Annotated in this window: 9 protein-coding genes and 2 pseudogenes; all 11 read right to left on the reverse strand. The window is 59.3% G+C overall.

Annotation, left to right across the window (positions count from 1 at the left end; genetic code table 11):
* Positions 1-144 precede the first annotated feature (144 nt).
* Positions 145-1,586, reverse strand: a pseudogene (locus tag EN780_RS01990) (NAD-dependent succinate-semialdehyde dehydrogenase); the annotation flags it as partial.
* A gap of 64 nt (positions 1,587-1,650) precedes the next feature.
* On the reverse strand, positions 1,651-2,436 hold the full coding sequence (locus EN780_RS01995) for an SDR family NAD(P)-dependent oxidoreductase (RefSeq protein ID WP_126080658.1): 786 nt from the start codon (positions 2,434-2,436) through the stop codon (positions 1,651-1,653).
* A gap of 12 nt (positions 2,437-2,448) precedes the next feature.
* The gene (locus tag EN780_RS02000; protein ID WP_126080657.1) at positions 2,449-3,465 is read right to left on the reverse strand and encodes a cyclase family protein; all 1,017 of its coding nucleotides are present in this window, start codon (positions 3,463-3,465) and stop codon (positions 2,449-2,451) included.
* 15 nt (positions 3,466-3,480) lie between these two features.
* Complete coding sequence (locus tag EN780_RS02005; protein ID WP_126080656.1) at positions 3,481-5,187, reverse strand: acetolactate synthase catalytic subunit; 1,707 nt, start codon at positions 5,185-5,187, stop codon at positions 3,481-3,483.
* 122 nt (positions 5,188-5,309) lie between these two features.
* Positions 5,310-7,082 (reverse strand): ABC transporter permease subunit, encoded by a 1,773-nt coding sequence (locus EN780_RS02010; protein ID WP_126080655.1) that lies wholly within the window; start codon positions 7,080-7,082, stop codon positions 5,310-5,312.
* A gap of 17 nt (positions 7,083-7,099) precedes the next feature.
* Positions 7,100-8,197, reverse strand: coding sequence for an ABC transporter ATP-binding protein (locus EN780_RS02015; RefSeq protein ID WP_126080654.1), 1,098 nt, complete (start codon positions 8,195-8,197; stop codon positions 7,100-7,102).
* An 85-nt stretch (positions 8,198-8,282) separates the two neighbouring features.
* Complete coding sequence (locus tag EN780_RS02020) at positions 8,283-9,398, reverse strand: ABC transporter substrate-binding protein (RefSeq protein WP_126080653.1); 1,116 nt, start codon at positions 9,396-9,398, stop codon at positions 8,283-8,285.
* Positions 9,399-9,588: 190 nt separating this feature from the next.
* Entirely contained in the window at positions 9,589-10,752 is a 1,164-nt protein-coding gene (locus EN780_RS02025) for a M20 aminoacylase family protein (RefSeq protein WP_126080652.1), read from the reverse strand.
* A 1,197-nt stretch (positions 10,753-11,949) separates the two neighbouring features.
* Positions 11,950-12,319: pseudogene (locus EN780_RS40370) on the reverse strand (transposase); the annotation flags it as partial.
* Between the two features lie 513 nt (positions 12,320-12,832).
* Positions 12,833-14,002 (reverse strand): Xaa-Pro peptidase family protein, encoded by a 1,170-nt coding sequence (locus tag EN780_RS02035; RefSeq protein WP_126080651.1) that lies wholly within the window; start codon positions 14,000-14,002, stop codon positions 12,833-12,835.
* 493 nt (positions 14,003-14,495) lie between these two features.
* On the reverse strand, positions 14,496-15,734 hold the full coding sequence (locus tag EN780_RS02040) for an acetyl-CoA carboxylase biotin carboxylase subunit family protein (protein ID WP_127410489.1): 1,239 nt from the start codon (positions 15,732-15,734) through the stop codon (positions 14,496-14,498).
* Positions 15,735-16,569 lie beyond the last annotated feature (835 nt).

The following is a 16,569-nucleotide window of genomic DNA, read 5'->3' on the forward strand; positions in this document are numbered from 1 at the left end:
ACGCAATCCGGCCGGACCGGCAACAAGCGTCCCGCGCTCGAGGTCGACAGCTTGGGATCATCCAGACCGCTCATGACCTGCAGCAACGCGGTCCCTACCCGGCTTAGTGCAGGAGATAACTCTCTGCCCGGGATCCTGGAGGGACAGGCATAGATACTTCAACTCGGTGTAGTCCTCGAGGCCGTACTCGAACCTTCGCGGCCGATGCCGGACTGCTTGATGCCACCGAACGGCGCAACCTCGGTGGAGATGAGCCCCGTGTTGATGACGACCATGCCCTATTCCAGCGCCTCGGAGACACGGAAGATCCGGGATGCATCGCGGGTGTAGATGTAGGACGCGAGACCGAACTCGGTAGCGTTTGCGCGCTTGATGACCTCTTCTTCCGTATCAAATCGGAAGAGAGGCGCGACCGGCCCAAATGTCTCTTCGCGCGCGACCTTCATCTCCTGCGTTACATCGGTCAGGATCGTCGGCGTGAAGAACAGCCCACCTCTTTCGTGCGGTTCGCCGCCGGCGACGACTTGAGCACCCATTGCACATGCGTCGGCAATGTGCTCCTTCACTTGGCGGCGGCCTTCTCCTCGATGAGCGGTCCGATCGCCACGCCTTTCTCGAAGCCGTCGCCGACCTTGAGGCTCCTGACGCGCTTCGTCAACGCCGCCGCGGCGGCATCATTGATCCCGGACTGCACGTAGAGGCGGTTGGCGCACACACAGGTCTGCCCGGCATTGCGGAGTTTCGACAGGATCGCGCCTTCGACGGCAGCATCCAGGTCCGCGTCGTTGAAGACGATGAAAGGGGCGTTGCCGCCGAGTTCGAGGCCAAGGTTCTTGATCCGGCCGGAAGCCTGCCGCATCAGCGTGCGGCCAACCTGCATAGAGCCTGTGAACGTGATCTTGCGAACCTTGGTGTTCTCGCAGAACGCCTTGCCCACCATGACCGCGTCCTTCGAAGTGATCACCGAGAACAGTCCGCCCGGCAGTCCCGCGCGCTCGGCGAGCAGCGCCAGTGCCAGCGCCGAGAGCGGTGTCTGGGCGGCGGGCTTGGAGACGATGGCGCAGCCGCAGCAAGCGCTGGCGCCACCTTCCTCGCTAGCATCTCATCCGGGGAGTTCCACGGGGTGATCGCACCGACCACGCCGACCGGCTGGCGTATTACCATAATGCGCTTGTCGTCCTGATGTCCGGGAATGACGTCGCCGTAGGACGCTTGCTTCCTCGGCGAACCACTCGACGTAGGACGCGCCGTACAGGATCTCGCTGCGCGCTTCGGCGAACGGTTTGCCCATCTCGGCGGTGAGGACGGCCGCGAGATCGTTGGCATTCGCGACCATGAGGTCATGGAGGGCGCGCAGGACCCCAGCTCTCTCCTTGCCTGTGCGTCGGGTCCATTCCCGTTACGCGCGGTGCGCGGGGTCGATGGCCTGCTCCACCGTATCCCTTCCGACATCGGGGACCGACGAAACGACCGCGCCGGTCGAGGGGATTGGTCATGTCAAAGCGACGTCCGCCCGAAATCCATTCGCCGGCGACATAGGCGCGTTCGATCAGAAGAGAAGGAACGGCCAGTCCCTCCGGCATCATGGTAAGTACACCCATACCCAGAGCTCCACTTTCAAGTCTTGTAAGTATTCAGCCGCCAGGCGGATCAGATCATGAATGAGCCGCCGTTAACGTCGAGCGTGACACCCGTGAGGAAGGCAGCGTCTTCAGATGCCAGGTAGGCGACCGCAGCGGCGATGTCGTCACCGGTGCCCAGTCGGCCGACAGGAATGCTGGCGACGTAGGCCTGGTTAAGTTCGGCACCAGCCGCGGCAGCCATCGGAGTTTCGATGCGACCCGGCGCAATGGAATTCACCGTGATGTTCGCTGAGCCGACTTCAACCGCAAGGGTGCGGGCAAGGGCCATCATGCCGGCCTTTGACGCGGCATAGTGTGCTCCTGCAATCTCGGTTTTCGTTCGGCCGGCCACCGATGCGATGTTGATGATCCGGCCCCATTTCGCCGCCCGCATGTGGGGAAGACAAGCCCGGCAGCAGAGGAAGGCGCCTGTCAGATTTACTTCGAGAACCTGACGCCACTCCACGGCGAGCATCTCCTCAACCGTTGCCTTCCGTCCGCCGTGTTTCGGAGAGATTCCCGCGTTGTTGACCAGGATGTCGACCCGCCCGAATCGAGCCGATGTAGCCTGGACCATTCGCGTGACATCAGCGTCTGTGGACACATCAACGCGCACCGCCAAGGCCCGCCCAGTACAGTCCGAAGACAGGGTCGAAATGCTGGCGTTCAGGTCACTCTCGGAGAGGTCCGCCAGCACAACATTGGCGCCGGCGTTGAGAAACCGGGTGGCGATCGAAAGTCCGATGCCCCGCGCGGCGCCTGTCACCAGAGCCACCTTGCCGGCGAATGCGGTCGCGTGCGAAACCTGGTCCACGACCTACTTCTCCTACACTGTGGCGACGGGTGTCAGCGGCAAGCCGAACGAGCCGGGCAGGCGCAGAGGCGGAGCGGTAAGGAAAAACCGGCTAAGGTTATGATCTCTTAGCCACGCAGCCAAGTCCGATAGATACCAGAGCTCGTCAAGGCCAAGCTTGAATAGACAATGCTGGTGCAGCGGCAGGCCGGCGCAGTGGTCGCAGCCGTCCGGTACGCGATTCGGATACGCCTCCACCGCGAAGTTGTCGGCAACCAGCGCGGCGATACCGCAGTCGTCGATCCACCGGAGCAGCCTGTCGTCCCGCCCCTCTAGTACGGCGCAGGCATTGTGCAGAACACGCGGATCCGGGCTGCCGTCCATGTCGACAACAAGTTTGGCGAATCCGGTGTGAACGCACAGTATGTCGCCCGCCTCGACTTTAACGGACTGAGTCTGCATAGCACGCACTAGGGCATCGTAGCCGACCAGGGTTCGGTCCCGTCCATAGATCCTGCCTAGGTCAAGCAGCACGCCCCAACCTTGGACGCAGGTCTCGGCGAACTTGTCGATGCCTAATCGGCGCGCGCGAGCTCCGCCTTCGGCATCGGGTCCAAGAACATCCGTGCCGCCCCTGAAGCCATTATAATAGACGATCTCAGCGGTGCCGTCATCGTCGGTGTTGAAATGCTGCCCGATGTGGCTAAGGGCGTCCCACTGCGTCGAATATTGTGTGAATAGTGTCACGCTGTCATCGCAGGACGCGTCAATGTAATGAGTGTTCTCCAGATATAGGGGATAGTTCACCGCCGGCAGTCCCTGCTTGCGTATCGCCACATGACGACGCGGCGGCTTGCGGTTCGGATTGAGCGCAGTCCCGCCGGGGAGATCCAGTGGCAAGCTGAGGCAGAAAGCCCGGCCGGTCCTGATCTCGGCGGCCGCTTTCAGTCGGATGTCATCCGTGATCAGGTTGAGGCGCCCGACTTCGTCGTCGGCGCCGAACAGGCCCCGGTTTGCGCCTTCCGGCTTATTGTTCCATCGGTTGCCCACGTAACGCCATTCCGCTCAGTGATCCAGGGTCCCGGCAAACAGCGAAATCGGAGGATGCGCATCGGGATCCGTCATCACCTCGATGAGTGTCGGCCGCTCGGCGACGAGGGCTCGCTTGAGGACCTCCGGCAGAGCCGCAGCGTCCTCGACTCTTATCCCTTCGCAGCCACAGGCGCGCGCAATCGCCGCGTGATCAACCGCTGCAAAATGGCAGGCTGTGGTATAGGCCCCAAACTTCACGGTTTCTGCGTCCTTCTGGAAGCCGAGGATGCCGTTGTTCAGGACGACGACCGTCACCGGAATTCCCATGCGGACCATCGTCTCCAATTCGGCCCAGGAATGGGCAAAGCCGCCGTCCCCGACAAGCGCCACAACAGGTGCCGAAGGCCGCGCGACTTTTGCTCCAATGGCGAGCGGAAGGCCCCATCCGAGCCCGGCGAGCCCACGGGGTGTGAGGAAGCGCGTCCCTTCCCGTGGCGCTCGCAGATGACCGACGACCCACATCGATGAGTAGCTTGCATCAGCAGTGATGATCATCTCTGGCTGGAGCAGATTCTGCAGTTCCGCCATCACGCGTTCTGGCCTGATCCCTGCGGTTGCCTGCTTTAGAAGGGGTGCCCTGACCGTCTCGAACTGGCGCCAGGCATCGGCAATCCGCTCGGCCAGACCGGGGCGCGCCTGTGACCTTGCCTTGAGATCTTGGGTCTTGAGGGCCTGCGTGAGTGCTTTGAGGGTTTCTGCTGCATCCCCGACGAGGCGGACTGCCTCGTAGTTGCGCCCGATCTCCTGCGGGTCAAGGTCGATCTGGATGATCCTTGTACCCGGACGAATGAGGCGCCAGCTGTCGGTGCCGTTCTGGTTGTTTCGTGTTCCAACTTGCAGGATCAGGTCGGCATCCTCGACCAAGCTCCGCGTGAAGCGGCCAAGCGATGTTGGCCCTACGAGGGATCCGAGCACGCCGAATGAAAGGGGGTGGAATTCATTGACGGCACCCTTCCCCATGTTCGTCGTGAATACAGGGAGCGAGGCAAATTCCTGAAGGTTCGCCAGAGCCGATGGCGCGCCGGTGGAAAGGGCGCCCCCACCCGCCATGACCACCGGGCAATGGGCTTTCGCGATTAGGAAAGCCGCTTCGGCAATGCTGGCATCCGACGGCCGGGTCCGGTCGAGGGGCCAGGCGCTGAGGCATGCCTCGCGCTTGTGGGCGCTGGGCTGGGCTGTCTCGCGGAGCAGGTCAGCCGGCAGTAAAAGGACGGCAGGCCCCGGCCGGCCACTCGCCGCAGCCACGAACGCGGCGTCCACGTAGTCGTCAACCCGATCCGCGGTGCCAATACGGCGCGTCCACTTGGCGCAGGATGCGAAAAGCGCCAGGTGATCGAGTTCCTGAAAGGCATTCTTATCCACCTGCAGTCGCTCTACCTCCTGAATGAGAGCCACCACGGGGATGCTGGCCTTCAGGGCCTCGGCCAGCGGTGCAACGAGCAGTGCCGCTGCTGGACCGTTCTGGGCGGTGACCACCGCGACCTGTCCCGAGGCCCTCGCGAAACCATCGGCCATCGCACCACCCATATTCTCCTGGCGGTAGGCGATTTGACGGATTCCGATTTCCTCCGCAGCGAGGATCACGGCGGAAGGAAGGCTCTGACCGAATATGAACTTCACGCCGTGGCGCGACAACGCACGAGCGATTGTTACGGCAACGGTAGGTTCGATTTCTGTCATCGTGTTTCTTCCTATAGAGTTCTGAATGGTCAGGCGCAGAGTGACCGCGGCCCCAAGGCGCGTAACATGCCGTGCGGTTGACACGCTGGCACTGCCCGGGAGCCCTAACGAGTAGTGCGGATTCAGACCGCGGCGAGCATGCGGGCTGAGGCAGCTTGCATTCTGGATCTTGACCGCCACCAGATGAAGTACATGGCGACGAGCCAGAGCACGGGCAGAAGCATCAGCAGCGACGCCACCGCGGCGACGGTGGGGTCGATTTCATGCCGGATGTTTTCCCACATCTTTAAGGGAAGCGTGCGTATGGATAGACCGCTGACGAGCAAGGATATGACCACTTCGTCGAACGAATGGAGGAACGCAAAAACCGCCCCGCCGAGGATGCCTGGCCGGATCAAAGGCAGAGTCACCCTCATGAATGTCCGGAACGGCCCGGCCCGCATGCTCTTAGCGGCTTGCTCAAGACTAATGTCAAAGTTGGCCAGCGTTGCCGCGACGACAACTACGACATAGCTCATAGCGCCAATGCTGTGCGCCAAGACGATGCCTGTCTTCGATCCGACTAGGCCGAAGGATACCAGACCAAGGTAGGCTGCGATGCCGACCACGATCACCGGAAAGGTGATCGGTGCTAGGAGGACCAACGTGAGCACGTTGCGCAGCATTGGCGCGCTGCGACTGAGTCCATAGGCGGCCAGCGTGCCGAGTATGGTCGAGATTATGGTTACCGAGATTGCAATTTCGAAACTGCTCAGCGCGGCCCCGTTCCACGACGGATCGGCAAAAAACGAACGATACCATTGCACGGAAAAGCCGGATGGAGGGAATTCCAACTGCGTTCCGGCGCTAAAAGACACGATGATCACCACCACGCCCGGGAAGAGGAGAAAGAGTAGGGTGAATATGACTACCGTGATCCCTATGAACCTCCACACATGGGTGGCGTCGCCAGCGCGGTAAAGATGCATGTTCCAGCGACGCGCCCGCCGAAGCGTGCCGAGCTCAGTGAGATGTCGCACCAAGGCCCCCGCTGCGGGAAAACGGTTTCGCCGATCCGACGCAGCATTGCCTTTGGGGCCGGCCGGATTGAGTCTGAGGACGGCGAGCACCGTCATCGCGATCGCGAGGAGAATAAATGACGCTGCCCCTATCCGGCCGAGATTGAATGAGCTTTGCACCTCAGCCGCGATGAAAGTCGAGAGCATGGCATCGCGCAGGCCACCAAGGGCTGCGGGCGTGATGTAGAATCCGAGGCTCAGGATGAAGACGAGCAACGCACCACTGCGTAAGCCGGGCAGACTGAGCGGTAAGAACACGCGCCAGAAGGCCGAGAACGGACGCGCGCCCATGCTGCGCGCGGCTGCCACTTGCGACTTATCGATGCCGAGCATCACGCTCACTAGCGGCAGGATCATGATCGGCAACATGATGTGGACCATGCCGATATACATGGCCATACGGTTGTAAATCAGAGGCAGAGGACTGGTGATGACGCGCAGATCGAGCAGCAGGTTATTGATAAGGCCGCGGTCACCTAGGATCATGACCCAGGCGTAGGTTCGGGCCAGCGAACTCGTGAGATACGGGATCAGGACGAGGATGACCAAGACAGACCGGACCTGCTTCGAAGCAGCCGTGATCAGGTAGGCCGTCGGGTAGCCGATGATAGCGCAGATGACCGTGGCTACGATGCTTACCTCGATGGTCTGGATGAGGACGCGAACGTTCGCAGGATGCACGAAGAACGTCACGTAATTGACGAGGGAGAGCGCGGGGGCGTTGATGCTGTTTAAGAAGAGCTGGACGATCGGTATGGCAAAGACGAGTAGCAGGAGGCAGAGCGCCGGAAAGGTCAGCACAACAGAGGCCCGCGTAAGCTTTTGTAAAGTCAACATCTGCGAGTCCCCTGAGATCACGTCGTGACGAAGCGGATGTCCGATCTCAACCAGTCGAGCTGAATGGTGTCCCCGATCTGGAAGATCTGACGCCCCGCGGCGACGTGTTCGCGTATGACCACGTCGTTATCGCCGACAGCCACATGGTATCTTCGCAGCGGGCCGGCATAGATCATATCGGTCACGGTGCCGGCGACATGCTGGCGCTGATCGGCGTCGGCACTCTTCGTGGCGCCAGGGGCGGAGATCCGTATACGTTCCGGCCGGATCATCGCGACGGTGCCGTCCGGTTGCGGCGTATCCGACTCAACAGCGAATGACGGATCATCGAGGATGTTGGCGTCCCCAAGGAAATTCGCGACAAACCGGGAGACAGGACGGTCATATAGCGCCTCAGGCGTGTCAGTTTGCTCAATTCGTCCAGCGTTCATCACCACGATCCGATCGGAAAGCGTGAGCGCCTCCTCCTGGTCGTGTGTGACACACACCGTAGTGATTCCGAACTCTTTGTGAAGCCCCTTGATCTCACCCTGCATTTGCTCACGCAAGTTACGGTCTAGTGCTCCCAACGGCTCGTCTAGCAACAAGATTGGAGGGTCGGCTATGAGGGCCCGGGCGAGCGCCACGCGCTGCTGCTGCCCACCGCTGAGCTGTGATGGCATGCGGTCACCCAAGCCGTCCAAATGGACACGTGACAGGATGCGTTCGGCTCTCGCGGCCCGCTCAGCCGACCTGATGCCGCGCATCTCGAGCGGAAATTCAAGGTTGCGGCGAACGGTGAGGTGCGGGAAGAGCGCATAGCTTTGGAAGACGACGCCCTGATCGCGCCGATAGGAAGGTACCGAGGCGACGGACTTCCCAGCGATGCGGATATCACCTTCGGTAGGCGCCTCGAACCCCGCCAGCAGCATGAGTGTCGTCGTCTTGCCAGAACCGCTCGGACCAAGGATCGTGAGGAACTCGCCGCGCCCAACGGTCAACGACAGGCTCCTGACCGCAATGACCTGACCGTATAATTTGGTGACGTTCCGAAATTCGATTTGCTCGGAAAGAGCGAGTTTCTCCAATGGTCTATCCTTAGCTAGCGGATGCAGCGTTCTGACTGGTGCATTCATGTTCGTCACTCCAAGCCGAACGATGACGTGCTGGTTCGGTGCGGCACGTCATCGGTAAATGCCGTCGCAAAAGGCCGACAGGGGCTTAAAGCAGGATCCACTCGTTCCAGCGCTGGACCAGCTTTTCGGTGTTCGTGAGCCCGTCCGATCCCTTCTCGGCGTACCATTTCGAGTCGATTAGCACACTTGACCTCAGGTAGTCGGGGTGGCTGGCCAGCGAGCGCCCAATATCTTCCGGTAGAACCTTGAACGCGTTGAGGTTGCTCGGGCCGAACGGCATGAGTTGTGAAAATGCTGCCTGACGGTCGGCGCGCGCGGTAAATGCGACAAACTGTTGCGCAGCGTGCGCGTTAGGAGACCCCTTCACAATCTGCCAGTAGTCCCAAGTTATTTTCGCCTGGTTACGATTAATTTCAAGCGGTGCTCCCTGCTTGATCAACGTGCCGGCCCTACCATCATAGGCATTTACAAGATCTACTGCCTTGTCATGCATCATCTGCTGGATTTCGGACCCTGTTCCCCACCATTTGCGAATATCGGGCTTTATTCTGTCCAAACTTTTGAAAACACGATCTAGGTCCATAGGATATATATCCTTTGGATTTACGCCATCGGCGAGAAGGGCTTCCTCCCAAGGGCCTTCTGAACCATATTGGCCGCTGACAAGACTGCGGACACCCGGGAAACTGTTCACGTCCCAGAATTCCGCCCATGTGGTCGGCCGCAGCTTACCCGCTGGGAATTTTTCGGTATTGTAGACCATGACGAACGCATAAACTACGTTAGCTACGCCAAACGGCTGCTTTGCGAAGTCGGCGAGCCCGTCTAGGTCTTCATTCCTGTAAATAGAATAATCGATCGGCTCAAAAAGACCCTTTTGGGACAACTCGAACGAAGATCCCTGGTTAGCGGTGACAACATCGACGGTGACGTTATTCTGCGCAACCATCATCTCGATCGATGCCCGGTCGCCCTGATCGGTAATCGGGGTCATCTTAATGCCTGTTTCGGCTTCAAATGGTTTTACATAGGCCTCAATCATCGCCTTTCCGGTATCGCCACCGTAGACAAGGACGCGCAGTTCGCCAGGAGTCTGCGCCGATGCCTTGTTACTGGCAATGGAAGGAAGTGCGCCGGCAGCCAAGGCGGTTGATGCTGCCTGCAGGAAACGCCTGCGGTTAATGATAATAGAGAAGCTCATGGCCATTCCCCTTTTTTAATGTTGAGCATAATTGAATATGCAATTTTCGCCGACCCAGCGGACGGCCGCAATCGAGACTTCGCGAAGTGATCTACGTGGCGGTGCCGACGCGGTCCTGTCCTGCGCGTTTCACGGTCAACTGAAGCATCTCTCGCCGTTCAGCCCGGTTCACGAGCCGTAACCCGACAAGTCAGGCCGCCAGAATCTTCTCGACGAGGGTTACCCAATAGCCCACGCCATACGGGATCGCCTCGTCGTCGAAATCGTAAGCGGGATTGTGCAAGCCCGGCGTCGAGCCGTTCCCCAAGAGGATGATCGCGCCCGGCCGCGCTTCCAGCATGTAGGCAAAGTCTTCGGATCCCATCGAAGGCTTGACGTTGTCGTTTACGGCGTCATGGCCCACGAGGCCGCGGGCTGCGGTGATCGCGAAATGTGTTCCGGCCGTGTGATTGAATGTAAGGGGTTCGAGCCGCCGATGCCTGAACTCAATTTCCGCGCCCATCCCGTGGGCCACGCCCTCGGCGCATAACCTGATCTGCCGCTGCGCCAGATCGCGCACGGCGGAGGTCAGACTCCTGACAGTCCCACCCATTTCGACCTGGTCCGCGATGACGTTGTAGGCTTGGCTCGCCGTGAACTTCGTGACAGAAACGACGAGGGCGTCAGTGGGGTCGGTGTTGCGGGACACCACGGTCTGGAGGGCAACGATGATTTGTGCGGCGGTGACCACAGGGTCGACAGTCCTGTGGGGCGAAGCTGCATGCCCGCCCCTCCCCTTGACGATGATGTCAAACTCGTCAAGCGCCGCCATCATACCGCCCTCCCGGATGGCGAACTGGCCAATGTCAGTGCCGGGTGAGTTGTGCAGGCCGTAGACCTGGGAGATGTTGAAGCGCTCCATGATTCCTTCCTGGACCATCTTCAAAGCACCTCGTCCATCTTCCTCGGCGGGCTGGAAGATCAAAGCCGCTGAGCCTTTGAAGTTGCGCGTCGCGGCGAGGTGTTTTGCAGCCGCCAATAGCATCGCGGTGTGGCCGTCATGGCCGCACGCGTGCATCTTGCCGGGTATCCGCGAGGACCAGGCCTTGTTCGACGCTTCCAGGATCGGCAGGGCATCCATATCGGCGCGCAGTCCGATCGTCGGCCCCTCCCCGCCCTCACCCTGGATCAGGGCAACCACGCCGGTCTCGGCGATGCCCGTCTCGATGTGATTGATACCGAAGGAGGCCAGCTTCTCAGCAACGAACTTCGCCGTATTGTGCACCTCGTATCCCAGTTCCGGATTCTGGTGCAGGTAGCGGCGCCATTGCGTGGCTTCTTCCTGGAGATGTCGGAAAGTGTCGACGCTGTACATCTATTAGTTCCCAGCTTTTTCTGTCCTAGTGCCTTATTTAAGCGAGCATCATTCCGCAGCACGATTTCGTCAAATGCCTTTTGTGTATCATCGACATCTAGTAACGAGATGGACCCGAGGCTCGCTTTTCAGCACAGAGGTCGGTCCCGGCCAGCACATGCTAGGTCGCCGTGGGGCAAGTCGGTTACGGAACTGACCCTTGGATGTCTGCGTCCTCGCGCGTCGGCCCGGCCCACCGAATTAAGATCGTGAGGCCCTCTCTGACCAGATCATCCATGACAGCGTGGACCGCGGCCTCGGCGATGGCACTAGTCACGGGGCGGCGGAAGCTAGGATTTCCCTCCGACATCGAGCATAATCAGGCTGCGATCGAAAAAGGGTCCGGGAAGCAGCGTCATTGTCGCAAATCACAGCATCGATGATCGCCGTCAGGTGGCTAGGGCAATTGTTTGGTCGTGATCGATCTTGTTTCGTAGGCGACCGGGGTTGTCCCTCCGGAGATAATGAAGTCGGCCATGACCGGGTAATTTCAGCAGGGAGAAAGGGAGCGCGTTGAATGCATGTCCCCCTGCGGGCCTAGGCATGAAGAGGTCGTTGCCTTCGAGGCCGCCCAGTCCCGCTGACGCGTTGGCAAATTGGTCGTGGTTTAAGGCCGGGGCGAAGAACGTCGCCAATCGGCGAGGGACGCAAAAAGCCATTGTCGCGCTTGCCAGAAGACTGGCGGTGATCATGCCTCGCACGTGGCTGGACGCCACCGAACTTCGCTGGAAACGGCAAGACACCATGCTTGCGGCCACCTGACCCAATTGTATGGACCGGCTGCTGATCGCAAGTGAGGCGTGGAGGATAGCGGAAGTCGCTCATATGTATCCGGCCCTTTTGGTCGGCTCGCGTGTCATGGCCTTGATGGGGAATTCGCACGCACCGTTAATCTCATTAGCGGATAGGTTGCCAGGCAACCATTTGGGTCAAACAGATTCCGGGTGCGTTCATATTCGCTCCATGCTTCTCGCGCACTGGGGGGTGGCGGTTTAGATGGCCGTCACCTCGTTTCGGTGCTGCCGAATGTCCAGCCATTGCGCAGCACGGTATTGCCGTGCTGCCCGGCGCGAGAGCACTTCGCAACTCGCAGTTCGCAATCCTGGAGAACCGTGCCGACGAGATATCGCCGCGCATGAGCGATCCGATCGTTGGACTCTACGAGGACTGGCTGTGGCTCGACGAGCTCATCGAAACGGTCAGCCAGGAGATCGAGGAGATCAGCCAGAACGAGGCGAACTGCCGTCGCCTGATGAGCGTGCCGGCGTCGCGCCGATGATCTCCTGGTCGCGGCGATCGGCACAGCGAAGCCTTCGATCGCTGTCGGGACTTTGGCGCTTCAGCGATAGCCAGTGCCGTGGCGAGCTTGCTGCGATGAAGCCGCGGCGCGGCATTCTGCAGCCATGCGCCGAAGCTGGCCGCCTGGATTAACAGAATTCGCAGATAAGCGGCTTCCTGGTTTTGAGATGCGGCGGACAGTCGGCTTCCCTCCGGTACTGTATTGCCGTGGCACGAGGCCAAGCCATGCGCCTGTTCGATGAGGAAGGCACGGATCTGGAAATCGTCGCGGTGCGCCGCGAGACCAGCCGCGATCGCAGCCATCGGGCTCGTAGCTCCATCAAAGCCACGTCGCGCACGCGATGACCTGCCGGCCAACACGACCGGCCAGTCCCCCGCGGCACAGCCGAAGCCAAGTCAGGACGAGGAGATGGTCGCCAACCGATCGAACAATCGAATAGGACATGAAGCACTAACAAGCTTGACCGCAATCGCTCCAGAAGCCATCGCAACTAGTGTCACCTCAAATCCGCCAACTGGCGGACAGAAGTCCTTCGGAGGGAGTTCGCTACGGTCCACGTGCTGATCGCATCATTGAATCAGACGCCGAACAGATCTTTCCGCCATTCTTCTAATCCCAAGAGCCAATCCGGAGAGAAGCAAGACCCTCCGGAGGACATCAAAACGCCGGCGATTCGGACAACTTAGAAGCGCCTGACATCAACACGATCGAATAGATAGGCGACCGGACACGATTGCCCGTTCAGATTTCGAAGATCTTCCGCGGCGTGTTTGTGATTACCTCAGCGCCGGTGCCGGCGACCCGGAATGTCTCGCTGATCACGTAACCGAAGTCGTCCTCAATCCAGTTGCCCAGCATCAAATGAAAGGTCATGTTCGGCTTCAGCTCAGTCGTGTCGCCATCCCGGAGGCTTGCAGTCGGTTCGAGCCAGCCAATGCCGTGCGCGTAGCCGCAGCGCGTTTCCTTTTCGAAACCGTGTTTGCGGAGCGTCTTGTAGAACGCGTTGGCCACTTCGCTGCACGTTGATCCCGGCCGGACTGCGGCGAGTGCCGCCTCAAGGCCTTCGACCTGGGCCTCATGAATGCGGCGCAGGCGTTCGGACGGGGCGCCGATCGAGAAAGTACGCATGAGGCCCGCGGAATATCCATGGCGAGTGCCGCCGAGTTCGAGATTGATCTGGGACCCGTCGCGGAACACGTCCCCCGTCCACGGAATGTGACAGGTACCTATCCGAGGCGAGGCGCAGAGATAGAAGGCCTTCAGCGCCGTTCCCGGCTTTCCATTCGCTCCCCGGATTAACGCCGCCGCGATCTCTGCCGCCGCGTCGGCTTCCGCTACACCGGCACGTATGACTTCGCTGGCGCGCTTCATCGCGGCGTCGGAAATGGCGGCGGCTTCCCGCATGACTTCTATTTCGAGATCGGATTTGACTAGGCGGAGCCAGCTGACAAGCTTGGTGCAGTCTACAACGCGAGCCTCAGGCAGCCGTGACTTGAACTTTTCCGATGTCGCTGCAGGCAGGCTCGACATCTCGATACCCAGCCCCCGTTTCGCGAGACCAGCTTCATTCAGGAAGTCGATGACGGCATCGTATCCGTCGTTGGCTAGATTGCCAATGAGCGCTTCCGGGTAGCCGATGATCTTATCCTGTTCCATGAAACATTCGTACATGGCCGCCGGCGCATCGCAACGACGAAGGATGAATGTCGGCTCCTCAGCCACCCCGTCAATCACAAGCGCCTGAGGAACATATCCGGACGGCGTGGTATAGCCTGAAAGATAAGTGATATTGGAAGCGTCCAAAACGAGCAGTACGTCCACGTCGCGTCCCTCCATTTCAGCCTTCACGGCGGACAGCCGGCGCAGGTATTCAGTGCGTGGAAATGCCTGTACACCCTTTGGGATCGTCATGAGTCTACTCCATTGATTTTTGAGGTTTGCATTCGCGCAACAATGACACAGCCTCCGCTAAGACTGGCCAGCACAATCCGGTCGCTGAGGCTTGATCGTCCTGTGCTTGTTGTTCAACTCGCGGCTAGAGAAGTCAGACGATTGAACGCCCAGCGGCCATGGTCAAATGCAGTTTCCATATCGACGTCATCTGGCTGCAAGATGTCTCCGAGAGACTTGTTCAGCAGGTGGCGGCCGCCTGATCAAGCGAAGCCTAGCTCGCGCAAAGCCCCTTTGGAGCGCAGGTAATCAGTCGCCACTCACGATCGTGTCGCGGAAAGCAAAGCACGAGGCTTCTGTGAATCAGCAAAAATCAACCGATCGCGATTCGCCACGGATCGCAAAGTATAGCTATGGCTCCGCATCTCTTTCGTGCTCTCAATCGCACCAATGTTCGGCAACGATCACTCTTTGGCTGGGACATCTGCGCTGGTGCGGAGAGACGAGGAACCGATTATTGTTCCTGTTCAGTCGGAAATGGTGTGATCGACCAGTCGATTAGGTCGATGGCTTGCTGGAGTATCGACTTTGTCCGAGAACGGTTGGATGAAACGGCGATAATGTACCCCATGGAGTCTCGGTAATCGCCCTTCCTGATGATCGGCGTCTTGGGCTCAACATAAAATTTGACTTCGGCGACACCCGGTACAGCAGCAGCCTGACTGCCGCCATGGATCCAATCGAGGATGCCATCGCGATCAGGAAACAATGAGCGCCAGGCCGCGATATGTGAATGGCTTTTGCGCAGGTTACATTCGCGACCGATGACAAGCTTGATGTGTTCGGTGACGAGGTCGACTCCGTAAGCCAGATGAACCGGTTGAGGACCACCACCAAGCCGCGGGTTGACTTCAATAACGACTGGACCACGTGTCGTCCATCGGAATTGGATACTGGTTGGCCCCCAGCCAAGGCCGAGAGATCGCAAGCAACTCAGCGAAACATCGGCCATAAGTTTGTACTCGTCATCAATGAGCGGGGCTGGGAAGGTTCCTTCACTACAGACGAAATGCGGCTGGCCGCCATATACAGCAGCCTCTATCCCAACGATTTCATTTCCCATTGCGTAAGCGCCGTAGTCTGGACCATTCGCGTATTCTTCAACAAGTATCCTCGGTGAAGATCGCCAAATATGCTTCCCACCCAATAGGTAGGTGGTATGTTCGGCTAACTCATCGACGGTGCTGCATAATCGCACACCGATGCTGCCGCTGCCTATGACTGGCTTCAGAATCACCGGCAGGCCGATCTCGGCGGCAGAGATTTCAACCTCCGCTGCATTCGCTGCTAAGCGATAAGCAGGTATTGGAATGCCGGCCTCCGCGAGGAGCTGACGTTGAGTAAATTTGTCGCAGCATTGTTCAATCGATGCGGGGTTCGGTCCCGGTAGATCGAAATGCAGGCAGAGCTTGCCAACTGTCGCGTAGATCGACTCGTCGTCGCCCGCAAAGCCAGTAATGCCAGCAATGTCATACGTCGCACGTAGCCGCGAACATTCGTGAATCAGCGCATCGAGATTGTCTGTATCGACACGGATTGTCTCGACACTTTCCGCCGCAAGGTAGTCATACCGAGCAGGATCAGCCGACAGGGTAATTGGATGGAAACCAAGACTCTGGGCCGCTTGGACGTATCGCAGACCAATTCCCCTATGACCTTCAACTAGGATAAGCGCTCTCGTTGCTCTTGGCATCCATTTCTCCATTGCGAGCTGCGGCGGTCCGGGCGTAAACAGGGTATTAGCCTCTTTCAGCGCGCCTGACCTCAGATTTAAGATGAACCTATAACCTTCAGGGACTTGCGCTCGCAAAGATTCTATAAATTTATTTGAAGCATTTGTTGCAACGTGCTGGTAACCGGGAACCACGGTGAACCCGCGAAGACAAGCACGGAGTCGGCAGGAACTTGGATAAGGCCAAAAAAAGGAACTTGCAGGTAGCTCAGCGACAAGTGAATCCCATGTGACACGGCGTTCGGCAGCACCTCAGATCGACGGATCGGCTCGACCAACCTCTTCTCCGCGGAAGGCGAGTATCGTCTCTAAAGACGATCGAACTCCGCCACCGCAAACCAAGCATCGCCTTGCGCAGGATCTCATTGGCCTGGCGCAGCTCCCGCTTCCAAGAGCCTTCAGCTTTCTCGGTAGCCTCGGTGGGGACACCTCCCAGCATACCGCTATCCTCTGGCCGGCCCATCCGCTGTGCGCTGCGTTGTGCAGCCGATCTTGGCGCGATCGAGGAGCGCGATCGAGGAGACGGCGGCCGTTTGCAGCGGATATTCCCCTCGTGAGCTTTTGACTAGCCACACGGTTCTTCGTGGTCAATATTGGTTCGCCGCATGATGGGACTTTACGGGACGAGCGTTCAATGGGAACGACGCACCTTGCTAAGCCAGCGGTGCAACCCCGATCAGCGGAATAGCTAGGCTCTCGTCCCCGCAGGGACGCCTCAGGCGATCGTGCATCGCATTTAAGAGCTCGCCGGTTTCAAGCGTCGTATGTATATCACCGCGTTCGCGCGCCACACCAA

Source organism: Mesorhizobium sp. M4B.F.Ca.ET.089.01.1.1, assembly GCF_004022605.1.
GTDB lineage: Bacteria > Pseudomonadota > Alphaproteobacteria > Rhizobiales > Rhizobiaceae > Mesorhizobium > Mesorhizobium abyssinicae.

What these genes read in the sequence shown, in the direction of transcription:
- EN780_RS02005 (WP_126080656.1), bottom strand. Translation starts at nt 5,187, where the DNA reads ATGACAGAAATCGAACCTACCGTTGCCGTAACAATCGCTCGTGCGTTG.
- EN780_RS02010 (WP_126080655.1), bottom strand. Translation starts at nt 7,082, where the DNA reads ATGTTGACTTTACAAAAGCTTACGCGGGCCTCTGTTGTGCTGACCTTT.
- EN780_RS02015 (WP_126080654.1), bottom strand. Translation starts at nt 8,197, where the DNA reads ATGAATGCACCAGTCAGAACGCTGCATCCGCTAGCTAAGGATAGACCA.
- EN780_RS02020 (WP_126080653.1), bottom strand. Translation starts at nt 9,398, where the DNA reads ATGAGCTTCTCTATTATCATTAACCGCAGGCGTTTCCTGCAGGCAGCA.
- EN780_RS02025 (WP_126080652.1), bottom strand. Translation starts at nt 10,752, where the DNA reads ATGTACAGCGTCGACACTTTCCGACATCTCCAGGAAGAAGCCACGCAA.
- EN780_RS02035 (WP_126080651.1), bottom strand. Translation starts at nt 14,002, where the DNA reads ATGACGATCCCAAAGGGTGTACAGGCATTTCCACGCACTGAATACCTG.
- EN780_RS02040 (WP_127410489.1), bottom strand. Translation starts at nt 15,734, where the DNA reads ATGCCAAGAGCAACGAGAGCGCTTATCCTAGTTGAAGGTCATAGGGGA.